Here is a 17,020-nt window from a genome sequence, read left to right as displayed (position 1 = left end):
AAGGCACGAAGAATTCACAAAGTTCGCAAAGTTTTTAAAATTTATAAATTTATTTGAGAAAATACAAAATACATTTCGGATGCAATTTCTAAACTGCGTTCGGCATATTTTTCGTTCATTAAATCGGTACCATCAAATGCTTTAGGATCGTTATATTTTATTGGAAATCGGGATTCAGCACCAAAAACCATAGAACAACCTTCGTCGGCATTGTTACAAGTTAGGATGGCACCAAAGTTGTTTTTCGGATTAAAATCATCACTATACGTTTTAGAAAAACAGATAATTGGATGTTGATTTGCATCGAATTTCACAGCGTAAACTGGATTGTTTTCTTGACTTAATTTCTGAATTTGAAATCCTTGATTAACTAAAGTTTCAGCAACTTTTGGAAACATAGCTGTAGCCTCAGTACCTCCAGAATAACAAAAAACTCTTGATATTCCGAATTGAAAAGCTATTGTTTGCGCCCATATTTGAGACAAATGACTTCTTCGAGAATTGTGGGTACAAATAAAATTCAATCGAATTTCTTGATTGGTAGTTACTTTGTTTTGGATGTAATCCATTAAAGGTCGTAGTACTTCTTTTCGTTGATTGGAAACGGAGATGTTAGAAATTATTTCTATTGTTTTTAGTAAATCTGGGTACATATTTAGTTCTTTTTAAAGGTGCAAAAAATAAAATTTTGAATAGTATTAAATGGTGTGGGATGGTCTTCTGTAAAACAATTTAGTTTAGTGAAATCAGTTGCAAATATTCTTTCTAATTTAGATTCCGAATATTGTGTGATTTCAAGTCCACTACATTTTAAAGGTCCGTTTTCAGAAAACGTTCCTAGAAATAGAAAACCATTTTCGGCAACCGAATTGGATACTAATTTTTGATAATTGACTATATCTTTTTCGGTAGTTAAGAAATGGAAACTTGCTCTGTCGTGCCAAACATCAAAAGTGGTTTCTGGCAGAAAATCTAAAATATCCGAAACAATAAAGGTCACTTTTTCGGCATTGGCTCCTAGCCTATTTTTGATTCTGTTTATGGCATTTTCGGAAATATCCAACAGAAATAAATTAGTATATCCTAATTCTAATAAATTATCAATCAAATAACTATCCCCACCACCTACATCTATTACTTTAGCATCTTTGGGAATAGCATTTTCTATGAAAAAGTTTATGGATGTTTGTGGTTTGGATTGGTACCAACTCACTTCGGTTTCTTGCTTGTTAGCAAAAACGTTTTCCCAATGTTGTTTTTTGTAAGTATTCATACCTGAATTTTAAAATTTAAATTACTATGTCTTGGTTTCTTAATTTTTAGCCCTGATTGAAATGGAAAGCCTTTTGTTAAAGAAAACTAGTTTTTGTTTCTAAAAAAAAGCGACCAACGGAAGCTCTTTTTTTAGATTACAAAAACAGTTTTCTTGGCAAAAACTTGTAATGAAAAGCAGGAATAGCTTCCGAAAAAAAATTAACAACAATCCGAATTTGGAGTACAACAAGAGTTTTCTTTTACCTTCCACTCACCTATTTTGACTTTGAGTTTTTCTGGTGGAATACCACATTTATCTTTAGCCAAACAATCGGTTAATTTGGACAGCAATTGAAAGTTGGTTCCGTCAAATTGCAGTTCAAATTTACCGATTGTTTCTTTCATTTGGTATTCAACTTCAATTTCTAAATCGGGGATTTGCAATTTCTCTTCGGATAGTTCGATGATGTGAAGCAATTTTTCGGGATGCAAACGGTGGTCAAAATCGTTGGCTTCCCATAGTTGAAAATTCGCCATTTCTTCGGTTCTAACCACTCCGCCGCAATCGATGAAATGTTTGGTTATTTTACCCACTTCGGTAACGTGAAAATGACTCGGCACCAATTCGCCATTAGGCAATTGAAATGCAATTTGAGAAAGTTTTTTTAATTCGGATTTGATTTCGGATAGTTTCATGGTTTAAAGTATTAAGATGAAAGTATTAAGTATTAAGATTTTTTGAAATTATTAGCAACATTTATTTTTTAATTTAAAGGTAATGGAACTGAAATGCTTTTCAATTTTTTGAATAGTTTCTGGATTGATGCAATAGCAAATTGCTGTTCCCTCAATGGTTCCTTTAATGATGTTGGCATTTTTTAATTCCTTTAAATGTTGCGAAATTGTAGGCTGCGCTAAAGGTAATTCGTTTACGATATCCCCGCAAATACAGGTATCTACCGACAATAAATACTCTACAATTGCTACTCGTGCTGGATGCGACATAGCCTTGAATAAAGTTGCCATTTCGTTATGCTCTGCAGAAAAGGATTCGGATTTGGATGCTCCCATAATTTTATTAATTATTATATTGCAATATTACGATAAAAGATTATATGAAACTAATTTAATGAAAAAATACATTTATAGCTGACGATAAAAATTCCTAATTTCTAATTCCTAATTCCTAATTATTTTCACTACTTTTGAACTCTTAAAAACATAATCAAAAATGGCAGCAATAACTTTAGGCGGAAACCCAATAAACACTAACGGTACATTACCAACAACTGGTTCTACAGCACCAGATTTTCAATTAGTAAAAAACGATTTATCTATAGCTTCTTTAAATGATTTTAAAGGAAGTAAATTAGTTTTAAACATTTTTCCAAGTATTGACACTGGCACTTGTGCTACATCAGTAAGAACTTTTAATGCGCAAGCAAGTGCGTTAGAAAACACTAAAGTTTTGTGTATTTCTAGAGATTTACCTTTTGCTCAAAAACGTTTTTGTGGCGCTGAAGGATTAGAAAATGTTGTGAATTTATCTGATTTTAATACGGGTAGCTTCGGAAAAGACTATGGTTTAGAAATTGTAGATGGCCCATTGGCTGGTTTACATTCTAGAGTGGTTATTGTTTTAGACGAAAACGGAACAGTTAAATATTCTGAACAAGTTGGTGAAATTGCTGACGAACCAAATTACGAAGCGGCTTTAGCAGCACTATAATAAATGCATTATGGAATTTGAAAGAGACAAGAATTTTTTTACGGGAAGATTTAAAAGTATGGGCTTTGCACTAAAAGGAGCAATAAAGCTGATTACTACTGAGCACAGCGTGATGGTGCAAACTTCAATTGGAATTTTAATGATTATTGCAGGATTTTATTTTCATATTTCTCACGAAGAATGGATGATTCAAACTCTAGCTATAGGGTTGGTTCTAGGAATTGAAGGACTTAACACTGCCGTTGAAAAAGTTGCCGATTTTATTCACCCCGAATTTCATCAAAAAATTGGATTTATAAAAGACATCGCTGCTGGCGCAGTATTTTTTGCTGCCATGACCGCAATTGCAATTGGCTGCATGATATATATACCTAAAATATAAGCATTTAAATATAAATTTCTATATTTATAGCATCTATTTCAAATAAAAAATGGCAAAAACAACAAAGAAAGTAAATTCCAAATCAGATCTTCCAGAAGAAAAACTTCCTTGGCAAATAAAAAGGCAATACAAAGTTATTATTGGATTCTTACTAATTCTTCTATCTATTGGTCTATTTGTTGCATTCTTATCTTCGTTTAAATATGGTAATGAAGATATGAGTAATTATAGCCAATCGCCAAGTTTAAAAACCGAATCGGGTAATTGGGCTGGTTGGATTGGTTTTCAATTGTCGCATTTTTTTATTCATAATGGTTTTGGAATTGCCTCCTTTATTTTTGTTAAGATATTTTTCTTAACAGGACTTTACTTGGTAATGGATTTGCGTTTGAAAAAATTAAAAAATATTTGGTTTTGGGATTTATATGCCTTACTAATTCTATCGGTTGCACTAGGATTCTTTGCTAGTTCCATACCCGACCTTGGAGGAACTTTAGGTTTTGAATTAAATGATTTTCTAAGAATTTTTATTGGGAATATAGGAACCGTTTTATTGTTATCCTTTGGAGTACTAATTTATTTGTTTTTCAAAGTCAAAGTTTCTCCAGATGGAATTAAAACATATTTTGAAAGCAAACAAAAACAGATGAGCGAAGGTTTGGCAGAAATGCAATCTAATGATTCCAACTCCTCTGCTTATAATTTAGAAGAATATGCTGTTGAAGATGCCAATGATGATTTGGATGATATAATGGAAACTCCTTATATAAAACCGGTTTCTCAATTTGAATTAAATAAAGAAGCTTTAAAACCAACTATCTCCAGTTATTCGGAAATTGAATTGGAACCCACTTTAAAATCAGAGCCAACTACTAACGCTTCCGGACCTACTTTACAAATCATTGAACCCGAAGAAAAACCTATAGCTGAAGAAGTTTTTGTAATTGAAAAAGCTCAAGAAGAAGATATTATAGAAGAAAATTTAGCCTCAAGATTGGTTGCCGATTTTGGTTTATTCGATCCAACTTTAGAACTTTCTAATTATAAATTCCCTACTATTGATTTGTTAAAAGAATATACTTCGGTTGGAATTACCATCAACCAAGCCGAATTAGAAGAAAATAAAAACAACATTGTAGAAACGCTTCGTAATTATAAAATTGAAATTGCGCAAATTAAAGCAACTGTTGGTCCGTCGGTAACTTTATATGAAATTGTGCCTGAGGCTGGTATTCGTATTTCAAAAATCAAAAGTTTAGAAGACGATATTGCGCTTTCTTTAGCTGCACTAGGTATTCGTATTATTGCGCCAATTCCGGGTAAAGGAACAATCGGTATTGAGGTTCCAAATAAGAATCCTACAATGGTTCCGATGAAAACGGTTATCGGTTCGGCAAAATTCCAAGAAGCCGAAATGGAATTGCCAATTGCATTAGGAAAAACAATCTCTAATGAAACCTTTGTTGTTGATTTAGCTAAAATGCCTCACTTATTGATGGCAGGTGCCACTGGGCAAGGAAAATCCGTTGGATTGAATGCCGTTTTAACTTCTTTATTATACAAAAAACATCCAGCTGAAGTTAAGTTTGTTTTGGTAGATCCAAAGAAAGTAGAACTTACATTGTTTAATAAAATTGAAAGACATTATTTAGCCAAACTTCCGGATTCAGAGGATGCTATCATAACCGACAATAGTAAGGTTATCAATACCTTAAATTCACTTTGTATTGAAATGGACAACCGGTATTCTTTATTAAAGGATGCGATGGTCAGAAACATTAAAGAATACAACGACAAATTTAAATCTAGAAAATTAAATCCTGAGAACGGTCATCGCTTTTTACCTTATATTGTTTTGGTTGTAGATGAGTTTGCCGACTTAATTATGACCGCTGGTAAAGAAGTAGAAACTCCAATTGCTCGTTTAGCTCAATTGGCTCGTGCTATCGGAATTCACTTAATTATCGCTACGCAAAGACCTTCGGTGAATGTCATTACAGGTATGATTAAGGCCAACTTTCCGGCTAGAATTGCCTTTAGAGTAACTTCTAAAATTGATTCGAGAACTATTTTAGATACGGGTGGAGCCGATCAATTAATAGGACGTGGAGACATGCTTTACACCAATGGAAATGATTTGGTTAGGGTGCAATGTGCCTTTGTAGATACTCCCGAAGTGGAAAAAATTGTAGACTATATTGGATCCCAAAAAGCGTATGCTACAGCTTACCTCCTTCCGGAATATGTTGGAGAAGAAAGCAACATTAAATTAGACATTGATGCATCCGAAAGAGACAACATGTTTAGAGAGGCTGCTGAAATAATTGTTACTGCCCAACAAGGTTCGGCATCATTATTGCAAAGGAAATTGAAACTAGGCTACAATCGTGCTGGAAGATTGATTGATCAATTGGAAGCAGCGGGAATTGTAGGCCCTTTTGAAGGAAGTAAAGCACGAAGTGTTAACGTTCCTGATTTGGTTGCTCTAGATCACTTTTTAAACGATGAACAAAATAATTAATAAAATGAACAAATTCCTTACTATAGTCCTACTACTATTAGGTTTTAGTGTGATTACAAATGCGCAAGACAAAAAAGCTAAATCTTTACTTGACGAAGTGACCTCCAAAATTAAAAGTTATAACAATATTGTTATTGACTTTAAATATACTTTAAATAATGCAAAAGAAAATATCAATCAAAATAGCAAAGGCAATGTAACACTACAAGGCAATAAATATGTTTTGAATTTTATGGGTGTTACTAAAGTATTTGATGGTAAAAAAACCTACACTATTGTTCCAGAAGATGAAGAGGTAACAATTTCTAGCGTTAATGATAATGATGAAAAAGCAATTACCCCCTCTAAAATGTTGACATTTTTTAATACGGGTTATAAATTTGCTTGGGACATCCCTCAAAATATTAATGGCCGTAAAATTCAATACATAAAATTAACTCCAAACAGTACTAAAGACCAACGCAAAGAAATCCTTTTAGGTGTTGATGTGCAAACTAAAACCATCTATAACCTTATTGAAATTGGAAAAAATGGAACAAAAACAACTTTGACTGTTAATTCTTTCAAAACCAATCAGCCGTTGTCAAAAAATCAATTTACCTTTGTAGCTAGTAAATATCCAAACTACTACATCAATAAATTAGATTAGTCTTTGTGAAAATATTAGATAAGTATTTATTAAAAACCTTCTTGATTACATTTACCACGGTATTTGTAATCTTGTTTTTTATATTTATACTCCAAACCGTTTGGTTGTTTATCTCCGAGCTTACAGGAAAAGGATTAGATGTTATTATGATTCTTAAATTCTTGCTTTTTGCAATGCCACGATTAATTCCGTTAGTATTGCCACTTTCTGTGCTATTAGCTTCCATCATGACTTTTGGTAGTTTATCTGAAAACTACGAATTTGCCGCAATGAAATCATCGGGGATTTCTTTTCAAAGAACCCTTAGAAGCACTACTGCATTTATTATTTTACTAAGTGTAATTTCGTTTTTCTTTGCCAACAATGTTATTCCGTATGCCGAATATAAATTCATTAATTTCCGAAGAAACATTGCTCAAGTAAAACCAGCTATGGCTATAGCCGAAGGGCAATTTAGTGAAGTTGGAAATTACACCATTAAAGTCGATAAAAAATCAGGTGACAAAGGAAACTATTTAACAGGCGTTACAATTCATAAAAAATTGGATAATGGCGAAGGAAATACAACTGTAATTAAAGCCGAAAAAGGAGAATTGGTAAGTAGTGAAACCTCCAACACCCTTAAATTAGTGCTAACAAATGGGAATTATTATGAAGATGTGATCCCAACTGATTATGCACAACGCAATAAAGTTCCGTTCGCCAAAGGCACTTTTAAAAGAGATGTTATTAATATTGACTTATCTAAACTGAACCAATCGAGTATGGCAAGTGTAGATATTTCCAATAACACAACCATGTTAAATATTCATGAATTGCGTTTTACCTTAGATTCATTAAATAAAAATTATAAGAAAGATTTAATATCGTATGCCGATAATATTTATTTGCGAACTAGTGTAGCCAATACTTTTTATGTTCCGCCTACTACTTTAAAATTAAAGAAAATTACAGATACTGATTTCTTAAAAAAACTTCCAAAAATGGAACAACAAGAAATCTATAAAATTGCTATTAATAACATTGAAAATACTACGTTTACTATTAGTAGTTCCCAATTTGAAATGGAAGCAAAAGAAAAAAACATTAACAGCCATTGGATTGCCTTTTATGATAAATTCATGATTGCCTTTTCTTGTTTGCTAATGTTTTTTATAGGAGCACCCCTTGGATCCATCATTCGTAAAGGAGGCCTTGGATTGCCAATAGTATTTGCCGTTTCTATTTTTATTGTATTCCACTTCATCAATACTTTCGGAAAAAGAGTTGCTCAAGAAAATGAAATGTCAGCATTTATGGGTGTTTGGATGTCTTCATTGATTCTCACACCACTTGCAATTCTATTAACCTATAGAGCTATTAATGACATTGGTGGAATGGTTAGTTTTGACGGAATACTAGATCCACTTAAAAAGACATTGGTTTTTCAAAAAATTAAAAGTCTTTTCATTAATTCTTCCGAAAAGGAAGAAATTACTGACGAATCTATTGCTGTTGCAGAAAAATTTACTGTAGTTTACCCCAAAGAATTAATTGCAGAATATCAAAAAATAACAAAATTTGCTTTGGCACTTTATGCTGTTACTTTAGCAATAGCGTTACTTCTGATAAAAATAAATACTGTTTTAGTTTTAATTCTTGGAGCTATAGCGCTACTTGCCTTTTTATATTTCATATTTAAAGCTCAAAAAAAATTAGAAGAAATTGAAATTCAAATACATAAAAAAATAGAGCCCGGAATATGGATTAGCCTTTTGGTTGCATTTCCGTTTTATATAATTCTTTATTTATATACTAAGAAAGAGCTCAGCAAATTGCTAACTACAAATAACTAATTAACAATACCCTAATAATGTCACAATCCATACAACTCAATACCATAGAAGAAGCAATTGAAGACATCCGACAAGGAAAAGTTATCATTGTAGTGGATGATGAGGATCGGGAAAACGAAGGCGATTTTTTGGCTGCAGCCGAAAAAGTAACTCCTGAAATGATTAACTTTATGGCTACCCACGGACGCGGATTAATCTGCGCGCCACTTACCGAAAGTCGTTGTAAAGAATTAGAACTACGCCCTATGGTTAGTAACAATACCGATCACATGGAAACTGCTTTTACGGTATCTGTAGATTTAAAAGGAAATGGCGTAACTACCGGAATTTCCGCAGCAGATAGAGCCAAAACTATATTAGCCTTAGTAGATTCTACCACTAAACCATACGATTTAGCGCGACCAGGACACATTTTCCCGTTAGTAGCTAAACAAGGAGGCGTATTAAGAAGAACCGGGCATACCGAAGCAGCAATTGATTTTGCTAGACTTGCAGGTTTTAAATCGGCAGGCGTTATTGTTGAAATAATGAACGAAGATGGCACCATGGCCAGACTTCCACAATTGTATGAAGTAGCTCAAAAATTCAATTTAAAATTGGTTTCTATTGAAGATTTGGTGGCATACCGAATGCAACACGACAGCCTTATCGTTAAAAAAGAAGACTTTGAGGTACAAACTCGCTTCGGAAATTTTAGATTGCGTGCTTACCAACAAACAACTAATAAACAAATTCACATTGCGTTAACCAAAGGAACTTGGAATTTAGGAGAAACTGTTTTAACTAAAATAAACTCTACCCAAGTAAATAACGATTTATTGGGAACTTTAACCAATAATGCCGACCAACAGCTAGACGATATTTTCACCATCATCAACGAAAAAGGACAAGGTGCCGTGATTTTTATCAACCAAGACATGCAATCGGTGAATTTATTAAACCGAATTACCGAACTAAAATCCTTACAAGAACAAGGGGAAATGAAAGCCCCAAAAATCATCATCGACAGTAAAGATTTTGGTATTGGAGCACAAATTCTACACGATATTGACATTTCTAAAATACGATTAATTTCCAATGCCGAGCAAACCAAAAGGGTTGGAATGATAGGTTACGGCCTTGAAATAATAGAATATGTAAAATATTAATTATTCTAATTATAAAATATGTAATTTTTTTTTGTTAAAAATTTGTAAAACTGTTTTTTACAAAAAAATCTCTTTTTAATTTTGTTTGGAATTTAAAAAAATACTTAAACCCTAAATTAAATTGTTATGTTTCCAAATAAAAATTATTGGAATTATTCGTTTCTATTGGCGATGATTTTACCTGTTTTTTCTTTTGCGCAAAGCGATAAGTATGTATTAACCGACAACAATATTCATAAAGATGATATTGTAATGACTTGGAAGAAAAACACTCCTGAGCAAGAAATGAAAGACGATTGTAAAGCTTTGTCTGAAAAAGGAATTACCATTAAATATTCGGATATAAAGCGAAACAGTAAAGAGGAAATCACAGGTATTCGTGTGGAATATTCAGATCGAAAAGGCAACAAAGGAAATCTAGAATACGACAACCAAAAACCCATTGGAACGATTACTTTTTATAAAAATGGCGAGGAAGTTGGCTTTGGAGAACCTAACAATTCTAACGGAATAGCCAGCAATGACTTTATGAATGGTTTTTCCAATCCGCAAGAATTACTGAAACAATTTCAGTTAGGAAACGATAAAGATAATTCGCAATCGTTTAGTTTTAGTTTTCCTAAAGATGGGGAGAGTTTTGGACAATCGAAATCGAGAATTCAAATTCAAAAAGACGGCAAAAAACCTTTGGTTATTGAAGATGGCAAAGTAATAGAGGGTGGTGAAGATTATTCTCCCGAAGAATTAGATAAAATAAAAAGTGAAAACAAAGTAGAACATTTTGGCTTTTCAAATGAAGATGGGAACTCTAACGAGTTTGACTTTAGAAACCAAGAAGGATTGGACAATTTCAAAAAAGAAATGAATAAATTAATGCCAAATTCGTTAGATAAATCCAAATCAGAAATGGATTCTACCAAAGAAGAAATGTTGAAAGCCAAAGAGGAAATGATTAAAGCCAAAGACGAATTGGAAAAAGCACGAAAAGAATTAGAAAAATCAAAAGTTAAAGTAAAAACGCAAAAAGCTTAATCAAAACTCATTCAAAATTTTAAACCGAAAATTCGCAAATTAAACACTTATAAAGTGACTTAATTTGCGAATTTTCGGTTTTTTATTGGAAGATACTTTAATTATTTTCCGTCTTTATCTACTACAATTCTAGCATCGCGATTGGCTAATTCCCAAGCGATAGAAAAACCTAGTTGGGCTCTTTTGGTTAAAGCATCAAATTCTATTTTATCTACTTCATCTGTAGCTTTATGATAATCAGCATGAACACCATTAAATAAAAACACAACCGGAATACCAAATTTCGCAAAATTATAATGATCGGAACGGTAATAAAAACGATTTGGATCATTTCGGTCGTTGTATTTATAATCTAGTTTAAGTTGGGTAAATTTAGAATTTACTTCTTCGCAAATATTAAATAAATCGGTAGATAAATAATCCGAGCCAATTAAATATACATAATTATTACTGTCTTTATGTGCTTCATCCCGGCGTCCTATCATGTCAATATTTACATCGGCAACAGTATTAGCAATAGGAAACAATGGATTTTGCGAATAATAACTAGAACCATACAATCCGTGCTCCTCACCGGTCATGTGTAGAATTAATATGGAACGTTTTGGTCCGTGACCTTCTTTTTTAGCTAGTTCAAATGCTTGCGCAATTTCTAATAAGGAAACGGTACCCGAGCCATCATCATCGGCTCCGTTATAAACTTGTCCGTTTTTAATGCCCACGTGGTCGTAATGAGCGGAAACTACCACAATTTCGTTTGGTTTTTCAGAACCTTCAATAAACGCCCAAATATTGGCAGAATCCGGAAGATTTTCTCCAGAATCTTGGTTCATAAAGGCAGCTGGCACTTTTTGATAATAGCTATCTGCTCCTATTGGAAAAGGAATTGCCTCTTTTTTATATTGTTCTATTAAATAGCGACCAGCCTTTTTTTGGCCTTCACTGCCGGTATCTCTGCCTTCCATTGCATCGGAAGCAACAATAGTTAAATGTGCTTTTAGTTCTGCCGAAGTAATGGAATTAATGTATTTAACTTCGTTAAGCTCATTAACAGGAGTTCCCTGGGTAGTTTGAGCACTAGAATAGGAAGCAATTAATAGCGTTAATATCCCTAAGGATGTGATTTTTTTCATAGGTTAATGGATATTGATAAAGGTGTACATTACAATCAAAGTTAAAATTATAAAGATGAAAAATATATTGATAAAGAAGATTAAAATTCCTTTTATAATAGTTAGCGCACGGCTATCACCATAAAAACGATGGTGTGCTGGAAAAAAATAATAGAGCATATATAGTATCGCTACGGTGGTAAATATATATTCTAATATCATAAAAATAAGGAAGTTATCCAGAAATCCGAAAATATAACCAAATACTTTTATAAGTAGAATTCCCAAAAGTAAAAAGGAAAAATAATGTAGAGTGAATATTCCGTGATCAAAATAATACCATTTCTTTTTATCTTGAAAAAGAAATAATATAAAAGCAAATAACGGCATATAGATAAAAAGCGATTTTGGCAAATTATGAAGAAAGGATTCTATAAATTTTTCTTTTATTTCTTCTTTAGAATATTTTTCTTGTACTAAAAGTATTTTGTAAACAAACCAATATTTAATTGGACTTAATTTTTCGGATGGTTTACCAAATTTTTGAATAGAATCCAATGCATTAACCGACTTATATTTTGTCTTAATAAAGGTAACTTCCTTTTTTTCTTTTTCAATAGACTTTCTTTTCTTTGCTAGTTTTATATAATTGCGTAAGGAGTCTGCTTCATTTTTAGAGATTACTCCCTTTTTTCTCAACAGATTGATTTTATTTACAATGGAGTCTTTTTTTGGTTTCGATTTAATCGAATTTTTAACAGGAGTATCTTGGTTATCCGAATTTTTTTTATAATAAAGGACTCCTTCAGCATTAGTGCCTCTATTGTCTTCAATGGAAATATACCTATTTAGTTTTTCATCACTCTTACTCTCCTCATTTGGAATAGTACTTATCAAAAAGAAAGTAACAAAACTTACAAAAATATACAGTCGAACTGGAGCCAAATAAGACATTCGTTTTCCTGATAAATATTCTTTACTTAAATAAGCTGGGCGGAAAATTAAATATTTTATGGTTTTCCAAAAAGCATTCTCATAATGGGTTAAATCTTCAAAAAAATGCACAAATAAATGAAAGAAAGTCTTTCTGGATTCGGTATTTTCTTGTCCACAATTAGGGCAAAATCTTTTATCAACTACATAATTGCAGTTCAAACAGGTTTTGTCTTTGCGTAAAGAATTAGGTTTGGACATAAATAGATATTATATATTTTGTTGTAAATTTATTAAAAAAAATTATTACTACTTTTGTTTATTGACTTTAGTTTCAAATTTAATACTAATTACAAAAACAATCCTATTTCATGCAATCCAAAGCAAGCACTCCAGAAGAATACATAAACGAACTTCCAGAAGACAGAAAAATTGTTATTCAAAAACTTCGAGAAGTAGTGTTACAAAATTTACCCAATGGCTTTAAAGAAGTAATTTCTTATGGGATGTTGGGATATGTAGTTCCTCATGAAATTTACCCAGATGGTTATCATTGCACTCCCAAGTTGCCTTTGCCATTTTTCAATATCGCTTCCCAAAAAAATTCAGTAAATATCTACAATTTAGTTATTTACGGAAATAAAGAAATTCACGATTGGTTTGTATCCGAATATCCAAAACATAGTAAATACAAACTTGACATGGGTAAAGGTTGCATCCGATTTAAAAAACTAGAGGCTATTCCGTATGAATTAATAGGGGAATTAATCTCGAAAGTTTCCGTGGAAGAATGGATTGAAATGTATGAAAAAACGATTAAAAAACAGAAATGAAAGAATTACTGACACAAATTTACAGTGCCGTTTTTGAAGAAAAACTAATTGAAGAATTGGCTTTAGTTTCAACATTACACCAATTTGAAGCAGGAGATATCATCATTGATTTTGGAAATCCCATAAAACAAATGCCCTTATTAGTTAATGGTGCAGTGAAGATTTTAAGAGAAGATTTTGAGGAAGGCGAATTGCTATTATATTTTATTGAAAAAGGAGATACTTGTGCTATAACCTTGACTAGTTGCATCAACCAAACAAAAAGTGAAATTCGTGCAACTGCAGAAACAAATGTGCAGTTAGTGATGATTCCTCTTGAAAATATGCAGCAGTGGTTAGGCAACTATTTAAGTTGGCGTGATTTTATTTTTAATAGTTATAATAACCGTTTAAAAGAAATGCTCTCAGCTATTGATAATCTTGCTTTTATGAATATGGAAGAACGCTTATTACATTACTTAATTGATAAAGCAAAAATTAATCATTCACGAGAAATTAATAGTACCCATCAAGAAATTGCTTATGATTTACACAGTTCTAGGGTAGTAATTTCTAGAATGCTGAAAGTATTAGAAAATAAAGGTAGCCTGCAATTGCACCATGGATCAATAACCTTAACAAGCAGAAAGTAACATTTGTAGCAAAGAGTACTATAAATAATTGTAAATTTACATTGAAATAAACCCAAATAACCTAAATGGAATTTAATCTTATTATTGGATATATTTTTGCCGTAGTCGTTGGAATCACTTTAGGATTAATCGGTAGTGGCGGATCCATTTTATCGGTTCCAATATTAGTATATATTATGGGTGTAGAACCAATTTTGGCTACAGCCTATTCTCTTTTCATTGTTGGAACTACTGCCCTATTTGGTGGTTTTCAAAAGGCCAAACAAAAACTTGTCGATTTTCGAAAAGTAGTTTTATTCGGAATTCCAACCGTGCTTTCGGTATTTGTAACTCGAAAAATTATTGTTCCTCAAATTCCCGAAATACTGTTTACAACTTCGGTTTTCACTTTACATAAATCGGTTTTCATCATGATTGTTTTTGCAATAGTCATGATTTTTGCATCTATCCGAATGATAAAACCTTTGCAAGTAAAAATTGAAGAAGGAGAAGTAAAACTAAATTACACTAAAATCTTTATTCAAGGAGTATTAATTGGTTTAGTTGCAGGATTTGTAGGTGCTGGCGGTGGTTTTTTAATTATTCCTGCTTTGTTATTTCTTGCCAAAACGCCAATGAAAATGGCGGTAGGAACCTCACTTTTTATTGTTGCAGCACAATCATTAATTGGGTTTCTAGGAGATTTAAGACCCGAGCAAATTCTCGATTGGAAATTGCTTCTAACCTTTACAATGTGTTCTATAATAGGGGTATTTATAGGAAGTTATTTATCCAAAAAAATAGAAGGCGAAAAACTAAAAACCGGATTTGGATGGTTTGTTTTAGCCATGGGAATTTATATTATTTTGAAAGAATTAATTTTAAAATAAGTCTCTAAAAGTTTATGTTTATTTTAGGACGTTGCTATTAAAGTTCCTTGTTTTATTTAGTAACTTTGTAACAACTGTTACTTACTTTACCCAGTAACTTTATTATTTTTACTTTTTAATTTCCAAGATTATGAAAATAGAACAAATTTATACGGGATGTTTAGCACAAGGTGCTTATTATATTGAAAGCAATGGCGAAGTTGCAATTATTGACCCTTTGCGGGAAGTACAACCCTATATCGATAAAGCTAATGCCGATAATGCAACTATAAAATATATTTTCGAAACCCATTTTCATGCCGATTTTGTTAGCGGTCATGTTACTTTAGCAGAAAAAACTAAGGCTCCGATTGTTTTTGGTCCGAATGCAAGTCCAAGTTACGATGCGGTTGTAGCCACTGACGGACAAGTTTTTCCGCTAGGAGATATAACTATCACTTGCTTGCACACTCCTGGACATACCATGGAAAGTGCTTGTTATTTATTGAAAGATAAAGACGGAAAAGATTATGCTTTGTTTAGTGGAGATACGGTGTTTTTAGGCGATGTAGGAAGACCCGATTTAGCCCAAAAAGCAGCTCATATGACTCAAGAGCAATTGGCTGGATTATTATTTGATAGCATCCGAACCAAAATAATGCCCTTAGCAGACGATGTGATTATATACCCAGCACATGGTGCCGGTAGCGCTTGTGGAAAAAATTTAAGTAAAGAAACAGTTGGAACCATTGGCGATCAAAAAGCCACTAATTATGCGCTTCGAGCCAATATGACTCGGGAAGAATTTATTGCTGAAGTTACCGATGGCTTATTACCCCCACCTGCCTATTTTCCGATGAATGTGAAATTAAATAAAGAAGGTTATGGCAATGTAGAAGACATCATAAGCAATGCCAAAGCGCTAAATGCGAAAGATTTTGAACTTTTAGCTAATGAAACCAATGCCTTAATTTTGGATGTTCGTAGTGAGGATGAATTTGCTAAAGGACATATTCCAAATTCTATTTTTATCGGAATTAATGGTGCTTTTGCTCCTTGGGTTGGTGCTTTAATTTTAGATGTAAAACAACCTATTCTTTTAGTAACTCCTGTTGGAAAAGAAGCAGAAACCATAAAAAGATTAGCCCGTGTTGGATATGATGCCACCATTGGATATTTGGAAGGTGGATTGGAAACTTGGAAAAATGCAGGATTTGAATTAGATACCATAAATTGTATTTCTGCAGAAACTTTAGAAGAAAAAATAAACGAAGACATAAACGTTTTTGATGTTAGAAAACCAGGCGAATATTCAGCCGAACATCTTAACGAAGCGCCTTCTACTCCTTTAGATTTTTTAAACGATCATTTATCGGAATTTCCAAAAGAGAAAGAATTTTATCTTTTTTGCGCTGGCGGATACCGCTCCATGATTGCGGCTTCCATCCTTAAAGCAAGAGGATACGATAATGTCATAAATGTAAATGGTGGATTTACTGCCATCAAAAAAACCGGAATTAAAACAACAAATTTTGTTTGTCCATCCACTTTAAAATAATGAAAAATATATTATTTACAAATTGGAATATAATGCGAATTATTCGTTTAGCTTTTGCAATTATATTATTCGTTCAAGCCGCACAAAAGTTCGAATGGTATTTAGTTATATTCGGATTGTTTTTTCTGATTCAAGCACTATTTAATTTTGGATGCGGTGCCAATGGATGTGCAATTCCTAAAAAGTAAGATGATGAATAGTTCCTTTCAAGACCTAATAGATTCCGATAAACCAGTATTAATAGATTTCTATGCAACTTGGTGTGGTCCTTGTAAAATGCTTTTTCCTATATTGAAAGAGGTTAAAGATACTTTAGAGGATCAAATATCTATCATTAAAATTGATGTTGATAAAAACCAAGAAATTGCAGCTTTATATCAAGTTCGAAGTGTTCCAACAATGATTTTATTTCAAAACGGAAAAGTAGTTTGGCGGCAATCAGGAGTTGTACCTAAAACCGAAATTATTCAAAACATTAAAGCTAATAATATTTCCTAATTATTATGAAAAATTTAGCAACGCAATTAAAATATTTTTTTTACATTTGAATAATA

18 protein-coding genes and 1 pseudogene are annotated in these 17,020 nt (G+C 32.5%); 13 read left to right on the top strand and 6 right to left on the bottom strand.

The window, feature by feature from the left end; translation table 11 throughout:
* Nucleotides 1-41: 41 nt before the first annotated feature.
* From ACIQ2J_RS03720 to ACIQ2J_RS03705, 4 genes are all read right to left on the bottom strand, one after another.
* The gene (locus ACIQ2J_RS03720) at nt 42-653 is read right to left on the bottom strand and encodes a protein-tyrosine-phosphatase (RefSeq protein ID WP_396166862.1); all 612 of its coding nucleotides are present in this window, start codon (nt 651-653) and stop codon (nt 42-44) included.
* A gap of 2 nt (nt 654-655) precedes the next feature.
* On the bottom strand, nt 656-1,273 hold the full coding sequence (locus tag ACIQ2J_RS03715) for a class I SAM-dependent methyltransferase (protein WP_396166860.1): 618 nt from the start codon (nt 1,271-1,273) through the stop codon (nt 656-658).
* Between the two features lie 200 nt (nt 1,274-1,473).
* Nucleotides 1,474-1,950, bottom strand: coding sequence for a DUF6428 family protein (locus tag ACIQ2J_RS03710; RefSeq protein WP_396166858.1), 477 nt, complete (start codon nt 1,948-1,950; stop codon nt 1,474-1,476).
* Between the two features lie 51 nt (nt 1,951-2,001).
* Nucleotides 2,002-2,325, bottom strand: a complete 324-nt coding sequence (locus tag ACIQ2J_RS03705; protein ID WP_396166855.1) for an ArsR/SmtB family transcription factor — start codon at nt 2,323-2,325, stop codon at nt 2,002-2,004.
* A 160-nt stretch (nt 2,326-2,485) separates the two neighbouring features.
* On the opposite strand from ACIQ2J_RS03705, the gene tpx reads away from it, so the two are divergent.
* The 7 genes and pseudogenes from tpx (at nt 2,486) to ACIQ2J_RS03670 (ending at nt 10,550) form a co-directional block, all read left to right on the top strand.
* Nucleotides 2,486-2,983, top strand: coding sequence for a thiol peroxidase (gene tpx, locus ACIQ2J_RS03700; protein WP_396166853.1), 498 nt, complete (start codon nt 2,486-2,488; stop codon nt 2,981-2,983).
* A 10-nt stretch (nt 2,984-2,993) separates the two neighbouring features.
* Complete coding sequence (locus ACIQ2J_RS03695; RefSeq protein WP_396166851.1) at nt 2,994-3,365, top strand: diacylglycerol kinase family protein; 372 nt, start codon at nt 2,994-2,996, stop codon at nt 3,363-3,365.
* Between the two features lie 49 nt (nt 3,366-3,414).
* Entirely contained in the window at nt 3,415-5,886 is a 2,472-nt protein-coding gene (locus ACIQ2J_RS03690) for a DNA translocase FtsK 4TM domain-containing protein (protein ID WP_396166849.1), read from the top strand.
* Between the two features lie 4 nt (nt 5,887-5,890).
* A complete protein-coding gene (locus ACIQ2J_RS03685) occupies nt 5,891-6,535 on the top strand; it encodes an outer membrane lipoprotein carrier protein LolA (protein ID WP_396166847.1) in 645 nt (214 codons plus the stop codon).
* 5 nt (nt 6,536-6,540) lie between these two features.
* A pseudogene (locus ACIQ2J_RS03680) lies at nt 6,541-7,974 on the top strand (LptF/LptG family permease); the annotation flags it as partial.
* Nucleotides 7,975-8,387: 413 nt separating this feature from the next.
* Nucleotides 8,388-9,518 (top strand): 3,4-dihydroxy-2-butanone-4-phosphate synthase, encoded by a 1,131-nt coding sequence (gene ribB, locus ACIQ2J_RS03675; RefSeq protein ID WP_396166845.1) that lies wholly within the window; start codon nt 8,388-8,390, stop codon nt 9,516-9,518.
* 126 nt (nt 9,519-9,644) lie between these two features.
* A complete protein-coding gene (locus ACIQ2J_RS03670; protein ID WP_396166843.1) occupies nt 9,645-10,550 on the top strand; it encodes a coiled-coil domain-containing protein in 906 nt (301 codons plus the stop codon).
* Nucleotides 10,551-10,651: 101 nt separating this feature from the next.
* Here ACIQ2J_RS03670 and ACIQ2J_RS03665 read toward each other — a convergent pair whose 3' ends face one another.
* Nucleotides 10,652-11,683 (bottom strand): M28 family metallopeptidase, encoded by a 1,032-nt coding sequence (locus ACIQ2J_RS03665; protein WP_396166841.1) that lies wholly within the window; start codon nt 11,681-11,683, stop codon nt 10,652-10,654.
* Nucleotides 11,684-11,686: 3 nt separating this feature from the next.
* A complete protein-coding gene (locus tag ACIQ2J_RS03660) occupies nt 11,687-12,856 on the bottom strand; it encodes a DUF3667 domain-containing protein (protein ID WP_396166839.1) in 1,170 nt (389 codons plus the stop codon).
* Between the two features lie 110 nt (nt 12,857-12,966).
* On the opposite strand from ACIQ2J_RS03660, the gene ACIQ2J_RS03655 reads away from it, so the two are divergent.
* The 6 genes from ACIQ2J_RS03655 (at nt 12,967) to trxA (ending at nt 16,964) form a co-directional block, all read left to right on the top strand.
* Entirely contained in the window at nt 12,967-13,428 is a 462-nt protein-coding gene (locus ACIQ2J_RS03655; RefSeq protein ID WP_396166836.1) for a DUF1801 domain-containing protein, read from the top strand.
* Nucleotides 13,425-14,060 (top strand): Crp/Fnr family transcriptional regulator, encoded by a 636-nt coding sequence (locus tag ACIQ2J_RS03650; RefSeq protein WP_396166833.1) that lies wholly within the window; start codon nt 13,425-13,427, stop codon nt 14,058-14,060. Before ACIQ2J_RS03655 ends, ACIQ2J_RS03650 begins: the two co-directional genes overlap by 4 nt.
* Before the next feature lie 65 nt (nt 14,061-14,125).
* A complete protein-coding gene (locus ACIQ2J_RS03645; RefSeq protein ID WP_396166831.1) occupies nt 14,126-14,929 on the top strand; it encodes a sulfite exporter TauE/SafE family protein in 804 nt (267 codons plus the stop codon).
* Between the two features lie 130 nt (nt 14,930-15,059).
* Nucleotides 15,060-16,466 carry a rhodanese-like domain-containing protein gene (locus ACIQ2J_RS03640; RefSeq protein ID WP_396166829.1) on the top strand — a complete coding sequence of 469 codons (1,407 nt, stop codon included), beginning with the start codon at nt 15,060-15,062 and terminating at the stop codon, nt 16,464-16,466.
* Nucleotides 16,466-16,654 (top strand): hypothetical protein, encoded by a 189-nt coding sequence (locus ACIQ2J_RS03635; protein ID WP_396166828.1) that lies wholly within the window; start codon nt 16,466-16,468, stop codon nt 16,652-16,654. The genes ACIQ2J_RS03640 and ACIQ2J_RS03635 overlap by 1 nt, the downstream gene beginning before the upstream one ends.
* Nucleotides 16,655-16,658: 4 nt before the next feature.
* The gene (gene trxA, locus ACIQ2J_RS03630) at nt 16,659-16,964 is read left to right on the top strand and encodes a thioredoxin (protein ID WP_396167150.1); all 306 of its coding nucleotides are present in this window, start codon (nt 16,659-16,661) and stop codon (nt 16,962-16,964) included.
* Nucleotides 16,965-17,020 lie beyond the last annotated feature (56 nt).

Origin of the sequence: Flavobacterium sp., from assembly GCF_044357305.1 — a bacterium.
GTDB lineage: Bacteria > Bacteroidota > Bacteroidia > Flavobacteriales > Flavobacteriaceae > Flavobacterium.
The sequence above is the reverse complement of the archived record's forward strand: the minus strand, read 5'-3'. Positions and strand labels throughout refer to the sequence as shown.

What these genes read in the sequence shown, in the direction of transcription:
- ACIQ2J_RS03720 (WP_396166862.1), bottom strand. Translation starts at nt 653, where the DNA reads ATGTACCCAGATTTACTAAAAACAATAGAAATAATTTCTAACATCTCC.
- ACIQ2J_RS03715 (WP_396166860.1), bottom strand. Translation starts at nt 1,273, where the DNA reads ATGAATACTTACAAAAAACAACATTGGGAAAACGTTTTTGCTAACAAG.
- ACIQ2J_RS03710 (WP_396166858.1), bottom strand. Translation starts at nt 1,950, where the DNA reads ATGAAACTATCCGAAATCAAATCCGAATTAAAAAAACTTTCTCAAATT.
- ACIQ2J_RS03705 (WP_396166855.1), bottom strand. Translation starts at nt 2,325, where the DNA reads ATGGGAGCATCCAAATCCGAATCCTTTTCTGCAGAGCATAACGAAATG.
- tpx (WP_396166853.1), top strand. Translation starts at nt 2,486, where the DNA reads ATGGCAGCAATAACTTTAGGCGGAAACCCAATAAACACTAACGGTACA.
- ACIQ2J_RS03695 (WP_396166851.1), top strand. Translation starts at nt 2,994, where the DNA reads ATGGAATTTGAAAGAGACAAGAATTTTTTTACGGGAAGATTTAAAAGT.
- ACIQ2J_RS03690 (WP_396166849.1), top strand. Translation starts at nt 3,415, where the DNA reads ATGGCAAAAACAACAAAGAAAGTAAATTCCAAATCAGATCTTCCAGAA.
- ACIQ2J_RS03685 (WP_396166847.1), top strand. Translation starts at nt 5,891, where the DNA reads ATGAACAAATTCCTTACTATAGTCCTACTACTATTAGGTTTTAGTGTG.
- ribB (WP_396166845.1), top strand. Translation starts at nt 8,388, where the DNA reads ATGTCACAATCCATACAACTCAATACCATAGAAGAAGCAATTGAAGAC.
- ACIQ2J_RS03670 (WP_396166843.1), top strand. Translation starts at nt 9,645, where the DNA reads ATGTTTCCAAATAAAAATTATTGGAATTATTCGTTTCTATTGGCGATG.
- ACIQ2J_RS03665 (WP_396166841.1), bottom strand. Translation starts at nt 11,683, where the DNA reads ATGAAAAAAATCACATCCTTAGGGATATTAACGCTATTAATTGCTTCC.
- ACIQ2J_RS03660 (WP_396166839.1), bottom strand. Translation starts at nt 12,856, where the DNA reads ATGTCCAAACCTAATTCTTTACGCAAAGACAAAACCTGTTTGAACTGC.
- ACIQ2J_RS03655 (WP_396166836.1), top strand. Translation starts at nt 12,967, where the DNA reads ATGCAATCCAAAGCAAGCACTCCAGAAGAATACATAAACGAACTTCCA.
- ACIQ2J_RS03650 (WP_396166833.1), top strand. Translation starts at nt 13,425, where the DNA reads ATGAAAGAATTACTGACACAAATTTACAGTGCCGTTTTTGAAGAAAAA.
- ACIQ2J_RS03645 (WP_396166831.1), top strand. Translation starts at nt 14,126, where the DNA reads ATGGAATTTAATCTTATTATTGGATATATTTTTGCCGTAGTCGTTGGA.
- ACIQ2J_RS03640 (WP_396166829.1), top strand. Translation starts at nt 15,060, where the DNA reads ATGAAAATAGAACAAATTTATACGGGATGTTTAGCACAAGGTGCTTAT.
- ACIQ2J_RS03635 (WP_396166828.1), top strand. Translation starts at nt 16,466, where the DNA reads ATGAAAAATATATTATTTACAAATTGGAATATAATGCGAATTATTCGT.
- trxA (WP_396167150.1), top strand. Translation starts at nt 16,659, where the DNA reads ATGAATAGTTCCTTTCAAGACCTAATAGATTCCGATAAACCAGTATTA.